Origin of the sequence: Pseudomonas duriflava, assembly GCF_007830155.1 — a bacterium.
GTDB lineage: Bacteria > Pseudomonadota > Gammaproteobacteria > Pseudomonadales > Pseudomonadaceae > Chryseomonas > Chryseomonas duriflava.
On record NZ_VLKY01000041.1, the window covers coordinates 1 to 7,114 of the forward strand.

8 protein-coding genes and 2 pseudogenes are annotated in these 7,114 nt (G+C 52.7%); 5 read left to right on the forward strand and 5 right to left on the reverse strand.

Annotated features, from left to right (window positions below; translation table 11 throughout):
• Positions 1-128 precede the first annotated feature (128 nt).
• Positions 129-846, forward strand: a pseudogene (locus tag IQ22_RS22630) (isocitrate lyase/PEP mutase family protein); the annotation flags it as partial.
• Positions 847-1,138: 292 nt separating this feature from the next.
• The gene (locus tag IQ22_RS22635) at positions 1,139-2,122 is read left to right on the forward strand and encodes a DUF4113 domain-containing protein (protein ID WP_145146068.1); all 984 of its coding nucleotides are present in this window, start codon (positions 1,139-1,141) and stop codon (positions 2,120-2,122) included.
• 37 nt (positions 2,123-2,159) lie between these two features.
• Here the strand turns inward: IQ22_RS22635 and IQ22_RS22640 are convergent, their stop codons facing one another.
• Positions 2,160-2,408, reverse strand: coding sequence for a DUF1654 domain-containing protein (locus tag IQ22_RS22640; RefSeq protein WP_145146069.1), 249 nt, complete (start codon positions 2,406-2,408; stop codon positions 2,160-2,162).
• A 303-nt stretch (positions 2,409-2,711) separates the two neighbouring features.
• On the opposite strand from IQ22_RS22640, the gene vapB reads away from it, so the two are divergent.
• Together vapB and IQ22_RS22650 are read left to right on the forward strand one after the other, a co-directional pair.
• The gene (gene vapB / locus IQ22_RS22645) at positions 2,712-2,942 is read left to right on the forward strand and encodes a type II toxin-antitoxin system VapB family antitoxin (RefSeq protein ID WP_145146070.1); all 231 of its coding nucleotides are present in this window, start codon (positions 2,712-2,714) and stop codon (positions 2,940-2,942) included.
• Positions 2,939-3,349: a type II toxin-antitoxin system VapC family toxin gene (locus tag IQ22_RS22650; RefSeq protein ID WP_145146071.1), complete on the forward strand. Its 411-nt coding sequence runs from the start codon at positions 2,939-2,941 to the stop codon at positions 3,347-3,349. Before vapB ends, IQ22_RS22650 begins: the two co-directional genes overlap by 4 nt.
• A gap of 349 nt (positions 3,350-3,698) precedes the next feature.
• Here the strand turns inward: IQ22_RS22650 and IQ22_RS24235 are convergent.
• Both IQ22_RS24235 and IQ22_RS22660 read right to left on the reverse strand, forming a co-directional pair.
• Positions 3,699-3,875: pseudogene (locus tag IQ22_RS24235) on the reverse strand (DUF4326 domain-containing protein); the annotation flags it as partial.
• A gap of 169 nt (positions 3,876-4,044) precedes the next feature.
• Complete coding sequence (locus IQ22_RS22660; RefSeq protein WP_145146072.1) at positions 4,045-4,962, reverse strand: LysR family transcriptional regulator; 918 nt, start codon at positions 4,960-4,962, stop codon at positions 4,045-4,047.
• A gap of 89 nt (positions 4,963-5,051) precedes the next feature.
• On the opposite strand from IQ22_RS22660, the gene IQ22_RS22665 reads away from it, so the two are divergent.
• A complete protein-coding gene (locus tag IQ22_RS22665) occupies positions 5,052-5,831 on the forward strand; it encodes an NAD(P)H-dependent oxidoreductase (RefSeq protein ID WP_145146073.1) in 780 nt (259 codons plus the stop codon).
• A gap of 157 nt (positions 5,832-5,988) precedes the next feature.
• Here the strand turns inward: IQ22_RS22665 and IQ22_RS22670 are convergent, their stop codons facing one another.
• Both IQ22_RS22670 and IQ22_RS23275 read right to left on the reverse strand, forming a co-directional pair.
• Positions 5,989-6,396 (reverse strand): hypothetical protein, encoded by a 408-nt coding sequence (locus IQ22_RS22670; protein WP_145146074.1) that lies wholly within the window; start codon positions 6,394-6,396, stop codon positions 5,989-5,991.
• Between the two features lie 515 nt (positions 6,397-6,911).
• A partial coding sequence (locus IQ22_RS23275) for a hypothetical protein (protein ID WP_208733693.1) occupies positions 6,912-7,114 on the reverse strand: 203 nt, incomplete at its 5' end.

Genomic DNA, 7,114 nt, shown 5'->3' on the forward strand with positions numbered 1-7,114 from the left:
GCAAAATCAGGTCATCGGCCAGCGGGAGGATTCGCAGCATGATGGGACAATTGTCGGTGGAGACGTCGGTGTAGTCAGCTTACGATAGCGCGATCTGCACCTGTCTTCTCTCACCGGGGTACCACTGAATGACGCCACTAAGTGCGGGTTTCCGTAACCTTCACCAAGATAATTTGTTGGTACTCGCTAACGTGAGCGATGCTGGCAGCGCACGTATCGTTCGAGAGCGTAGGGAGTAAGGCAGTCGCGACCAGCAGCTCCGCCGTTGCTTGGGTGCATGGAGACCAGGATGGCAATCAACTTCCTCTAAAATTGCTGACTACTACAGTTGAGTCAATGGTTCGAGTGCTTACAGTACCCCTCACGGTCGATGTCGAAGGGGGCTATTCTGACGACCTTGAGTCGGTTGCTAAAGTTATTGACTGCGTAGTTAGGGCTGGAGCCGTTGGAATCAACATTGAGGACGGAACAGGCAGCACCGATCTGATTTTGCGAAAAGTCGAAGTGGCAAAGAAGGTAGCAAACAAGCATGGAATCGACCTGTTCGTGAACGTACGAATTGACGTTTATCTGAGATGTTTGGTGGAGCCAGCGCGACAATTGGAAGAGACCCTCTCCCGTGCATCGCTGTTTGAGCAAGCAGGTGCAGACTGCATTTTTGCAGCCGGAATGATTGAGGAAAACGACATTGCCACGCTGTACGAGGCAACGCGATTACCCGTAAACCTGCTTTCTTGGAACGCCCAACCAAACATAGACGAATTGACGAGCCTAGGAGTCAAACGGCTAAGTGTAGGTTCCAGCATTGCTGAATTCTTATATGGCGCCAACAACGCGCTCGCCAAGCTGCAACGATCATCGCGGAACCGGAAAGCCACGCAACGTGGTGACCAGGTTCTGAAGTGAGGGCCAACGTCGACTTCTTCCAGCCTGAAATTCCGACTTTTTCAACAGAATCGGCCGATAACTGCCTGTCATGAATGATTTCACTAGGCCAGAAGCGGTGGTGTCCGCAGTCAACAGCAGATTTCGGTATGGGCAAATTAGACTCTGAAAGCACTTCATAGGTGGATATCTATGGCCATGGTGTATTCAGCGGGAAACTAGAGTTGGCGCGGGTTTCACTCATGTCCATGGGTTGACACCTTTCCTTTATATAGACGAGGCCTTTGCCGACCTTACCGGTATTCCAGGTTCGCCTGAAGCGATGGGCCGCGTGATCAAGGAGCATGTCTTCAAATGCACTGGCATTCCGGTAGGTGTGGGCATTGCCACTACGAAGACACTGGCGAAGCTTGCCAACCATGCTGCCAAACGCTGGTACAAGTCTACAGGTGGTGTACTGGACCTGCGCGACCCCGACCGTCGCAACCGGGCACTGCAGCACATCGATGTAGGTGATGTCTGGGGAGTAGGCCGCCGGCTTGAGGAGAAGCTCAAGCTGCTGGGTATCGAGAAGGCTTGGGACCTCGCACAGTACAATGCGTGGTCGATCCGCAAGATGTTCAACGTGACTCTTGAAAAGACGGTACGCGAGCTGCGCGGCATCTCCTGCATCGATTTGGAAGAAGTGGCACCACCCAAGCAGATGATCTGTACCAGCCGCATGTTTGGCCAGCGCCAGTACCTGTTTTCAGCCGTGGCAGAGTCGGTGGCCAGCTATACGGCTCGGGCGGCAGAAAAGCTCAGGGCGCAGCAGTCACTCTGCCAGGTCATGCGCGTAGGCATTCAGACGGGTATGCACGGCCCGCCCGAGGAGCGCTACTCGAACGGAGCCATCCTGAACCTGCCCTACCCCACCGATGACACGCGCGTGTTGGTCCAGTATGCCCTGCACGGCCTCAAGCATATCTATCGGGAGGGCTATGGCTACGCCAAATCCGAGATCCTGCTCATGGACCTCAAGCAACGTGGCGAGTACTCCATGGACCTGTTCCAGCCAGAGCAGTCAGCAGGTGCCGACCGGCTCATGAGCACCATGGACAGCATCAATCGCAAGTTTGGCAAAGGAATGCTCCGGCCTGCGCGTATTACGGATGAACCCGGCTGGGCCATGCGGCGTGAGCTGATGAGCCAGAGCTATACTACACGGCTGGATCAGCTTTGGACGGTGCGTAGTTGAGAGAATAGCTTCTACCGGAGAGTAAGAGAATGTACGGTCAACCTTCCTGCGGGACTGTCCAAAAGATCTGAACATGGCCGTCATCGCGAAAAGCCAGGGTCACGTTGTCAGTGTCACTCAGTTCCTCCATGACCCGATCCCAGGCGTCATCTGGATCGCTTTCAAGCCGCTCAAGCAGCGCTGTTTTAGACCTCTGAGCAGCTGGGCTGTTGATTACCCGCTGAAGACGCATCGCCAAAACTTCATAGGGCTTGGGAGGTGGTGGAGACGCTGCTTTCTTTGCCATGTACACAACCTAATACTGTGTGCATTTACAGTACTGCACGCGTTACATGTAGATCAAGCTATTTCGTGGGTCAGCTCCTAAGCGCCAGGAGCCAAGCGACTAACGTTCATTCTGTACGTGGTTTTTCCGCTCACCAGCCGGTTCAGCTCTGTACGAATCATGTTGCGACACCTATCTGAGCGTCGATCAAGATACGATACGCAGGGCTTTCAAGCTTGCTCTTTAGCTCTGCCATATGCCTTGCATATGCCTAAGCATGCTATTATATTTGCATATGTCAAACATGTGCGGGAGTAGCAAGACATGCGTACCGTCTCTATTTTCAAAAATGGTAAAAATCAGGCCGTTCGCCTGCCCAATGACATGGCCTATGAAGGCGTCGGGGAGCTTGAGATTACGCGGGAGGGTGATGTGATAACCCTGCGTCCTGCTCGGCCATCCTGGACATCTTTTGCTGAGATCCCTAAGGCTGATGCTGACTTCCTGCAAGAGCGGCAACCAGTAGTCGGCGATGAGGGCAGGTTCAATCTGTGATCACCTACATGCTTGATACCTGCATCTGCTCTTTCATTATGCGAGAACATCCGGCTTCGGTGATCCAGCGTCTGGCCACTGAAGTGGAGCAGGGCAACCGGATTGTGATTTCGGCCATTACTTACGCCGAAATGCGTTATGGGCAGATCGGCAAAAAAGCATCGACCAAGCACAAGACGCTGGTTGATGAGTTTGTAAAACGCCTGGATGCCGTACTGCCTTGGGATCAGAGGGCAGTCGATGCTACTGTCGAACTCATGCGCGTGCTAGCCAAGGCCGGCACGCCAATTGGCCCTAACGACACCGCTATTGCAGGGCATGCCGTGGCTATTGGCTGTGTACTTGTGACCAACAATGTGCGTGAGTTTAGCCGTGTCCCTAGCCTTGTTTACGAAGACTGGGTTTGAGAAATGATCATATGCCTACTGGGCTAACATAAGGTGGGCGCGCTGAAGATCCTCCCGGCCTCGGCATAGCTGCGGCCGCAGAAAGCGCTCCTGTGCTGACCCATTGCAGGCCGAGCTGAGACCTTTTGAGTCGCAGACTCCTTGTCCTTGATCAGCTCCGTAACGAGCCAGCCCAGCGCCAGCAACAGGCTAACCATCAGAAGGACGATCATTGGATTGATAAAGGCATATACGCCCAATGTGTCACTTACACACCAAGTCACGCTTAAGGCGGCGACATAAAGAGATGCTGAAAGTGGAAGACACTTTCACTCTCTCACGGGAATTCTGGTATGCAAGGGCTTGAGTATCAGCTATTGGCGCGTTTGATCAATTCATCAGCATGGCTGGGTTCGTCCAGGCGGCACCAGCAAGCCAGAACTTTGCCACGCAGCTCCGTTATATCAAGTGCACCAGTGGCCAGCTGCTGATCCAGATACGCTGAAAAAAGCGCTATGGCCCTTTCGCGGCCATGCTCAGCAACACTGAAGAGATTTCCCTACTTGCCTGGTCTGGCAACACGTACAGCGCCCTCCGGCAAGCGCCAGCCCTTGGTGCGGCGTAACTGAATGCGTCCAGGCAAATCAGTCATGATCACTTTCCAACAGCTATAAGCCAAAGCACAGCCTGCAAGGCTATTTACCATTACGAAGCACCTATCGCCGTCCTGGCAGCTCCCCTGCACATGATGCAACAAATTGCTCACGTAACCACCGATGTGCCGGATCGTGATGCAAACACTCATGCCAAAGCATGCTTATCTCGTAGCCTGGAATATTCAGTGGCGGTTCTATAAACGAGAGGGCTGGATTATTACGAGCCAGTCTTAAAGGCACAACGGCAACCATATCAGTTGCAGTCAGTACCGAAAGGACGAACAGGAAGTGCGGGACGGAAAGCGCAACGCGACGAGTCATACCCTGTGTCGCAAGAGCCTGATCGGTAACCCCAGAGAACCCACCGCCGTCTGGAGAGACAACAACGTGCTCAAGCTTGCAAAACTCTTTCAAGGTAAGCTCTTGCGCCAGTACAGGGTGATGGGCACGGCCAGCTAGTACGTAACGTTCCTTGAACAACGGATGACAGCGTAGTGTTGGGGGACTGTCATGAAGTGTATGGAAAGCCAGATCCATATCATCCTGTTCAAGTTGCTTAGCAATGCGTTTGGGGACCATTTCCAGCACTGCCAGCCGCGTCTTGGGCGCTTGTGTCGTCAATGTATTCAAGGTTGGCAGGATGATGGTTGATTCAGCGTAGTCCGTTGCTGCTACTCGCCAGGTATTTTGCGCGAGCGCGGGTTCAAAAACCCTGGTGCCCTGGATGGCTTCAGCAAGTGCTTCCAATGCCTGGTGCAAGGGCTCACGTAGTTCGTTAGCCCTGGTTGTTGGACGCATGCCACGTGGGCCAGGCAGCACAAGCGGATCATCAAAGTAATCGCGTAGCTTCGCTAATTGCACGCTTACTGATGATTGCGCAAGATTGAGGCGCTCGGCTGCTCGCGTGACGTTGTGCTCAACGAGCAATGTATCAAGTGTAACCAGTAGATTCAGGTCAAGCTTACTGAAATCGCCCACCGCGATACCTAGTATTAGCGTTATACGTTTCAATAATATTATATTGCGCGGCATCCTCTGCTGACCGAAACGAGCCGAGGATACCGGACATGAATGTGTTATTGATCTACGCTCATCCAGAGCCCCATTCCCTTAACGGTGCTTTAAAGAATTTTTCCATACAGCACCTGCTGGAAGCGGGCCACCAGGTCAAGATCTCGGACCTTTATGCCATGCAGTGGAAAGCAACTCTCGACGCTGCTGACAGTCTCGATTTTTCACCTGAAAAGCCTTTCAACCCGTCGCTCGATTCCATGCAGGCCTATGAGAGTGGCCGGCAGAGCCCTGATATTGCTGGCGAGCAGGCCAAGCTGCTATGGGCTGACGCGGTAATTCTTCAGTTCCCGCTCTGGTGGTTTAGCATGCCGGCGATTCTTAAGGGCTGGGTAGACCGTGTCTATGCTTACGGCTTTGCCTATGGCGTTGGCGAGCATTCGGATAGCCGGTGGGGAGATCGCTACGGTGAAGGTACTCTTGCAGGTAAGCGTGCAATGCTAGTAGTTACTGCTGGAGGCTGGGACTCACATTACAGTCCACGTGGCATCAACGGATCGATCGAGGATGTGCTCTTTCCAATACAGCATGGTGTGCTGTATTACCCTGGTTTTGATGTACTACCACCTTTTGTAGTCTACCGGACCAGCCGAGTGGACGATGACCGATATGCCGCGATTTGCACTGGTCTTGGTGAGCGTCTTGATAACCTGTTCCATACAGCACCTATCCAGTTCCGCTCACAGAATGGCGGTGACTATGACATTCCTGCATTAACGCTCCGCACCGGCATTGCGCCAGGTGTAACAGGCTTTAGGGCACACATAGCGGAATGACTTAAGGCTGTGTCCAGTCCTGTTAGGCCGGCAATACTTGACGAAAACTAATTCGAACCCTAAAGGCAGGCGCATGACATGGATGTTGGCGCCAAATATTAACCATCCTGAATTTGGTACAGTTAGATGCGTACAGGAAGAGCATCATGGCTCATACCTATAGAGCCTCAAGCTGTCTAGCCACCTCGGCCGCCGTGATAATATGGCCGCGCTTGAGTAGTCCCAACCGTAGCGTATGTACAAAAAGGTCCCGACTGGGCTTTTTTGCAAGGACGAGCTCTAGCTCCTGGTCGTTCAGGTTGTACACCTTGCAGTAGTGGTCTGCTGCTGCCGCAAAGGCACCGTCGAAACCATATACCGACGTTAGAAATCGTTTTTCGCCTTTGCCATACCCGGGATTGGCAACAACAAAACAGGGAGTTATGTAGGTTCCATAGTGATCCTTGCGACCCCGCCCAACCTTGAATGCCGCCCGGAATCCCATGGCCAGTACACCCGGCCCCCCTTGGGACAGCCATGACGCAGGCCTTTGGCGCGCTTGATCGCCTCGGCCTCGGTACGCCATTTCCTTTCGAGCGATTCAGCCAGGCTATGCGCCTGAGCAGGACTTTAGTCCGATAGGCCAAAGTAGCGCTGTCGAAACTCGGATTCTTCAATCAGCGTGGTCGCCACCCTGTAGCCCATGAATCCTGTAGGGTGCTCACCCTCTCCATAGAACATCACGGCCATCGTCCGTTCTTCCCGATCAGTTATCTACCTCGATAGCCAGTACTTCATAGCCTGCCCTAGCGGGTTTGTACAAACTTAGGGGTGATACCGGTCCAGGTGAATACCGTAGCGCTACTTATCGGCAGCATTATGGGTCGATTTGTTACTGTCGAAATCACTCCATGTTTTGCCATCAAATGGGTCCAAACGCTCCCCATAAATTTGTACAAAAACAACTAGAGCAGAGAGGAATATTACGCCTACGATCGGAAGGATCCCATGACGCTTTATGAACTTACGCATGATTGGTTCCTTGAACTGTATGGGTGTTTTGTTCACGTTCAGCCTGACTGCGACAAGCAGAAATCAACATCAAAGTCCGAAAGAAGGACCATAAACTACTTCAAGCGTACTGTTGATAGACAAACCAAACCACAGCCATTGAGCAAGCAGTTGCAGAATAGAAGGCCAATAGAAGCGCGTGAACAAGCCCCCTGAAACACCGGACATCGTTTTCCCCTTACCATAAGGGATAGGCAAACGGTCGTGTTTATGACTACCAACAAAGACAGACA

Coding starts and splice junctions, on each gene's coding strand:
- IQ22_RS22640 (WP_145146069.1), bottom strand. CDS start 2,408: ATGGCAAAGAAAGCAGCGTCTCCACCACCTCCCAAGCCCTATGAAGTT.
- vapB (WP_145146070.1), top strand. CDS start 2,712: ATGCGTACCGTCTCTATTTTCAAAAATGGTAAAAATCAGGCCGTTCGC.
- IQ22_RS22665 (WP_145146073.1), top strand. CDS start 5,052: ATGAATGTGTTATTGATCTACGCTCATCCAGAGCCCCATTCCCTTAAC.
- IQ22_RS22670 (WP_145146074.1), bottom strand. CDS start 6,396: ATGGCGTACCGAGGCCGAGGCGATCAAGCGCGCCAAAGGCCTGCGTCA.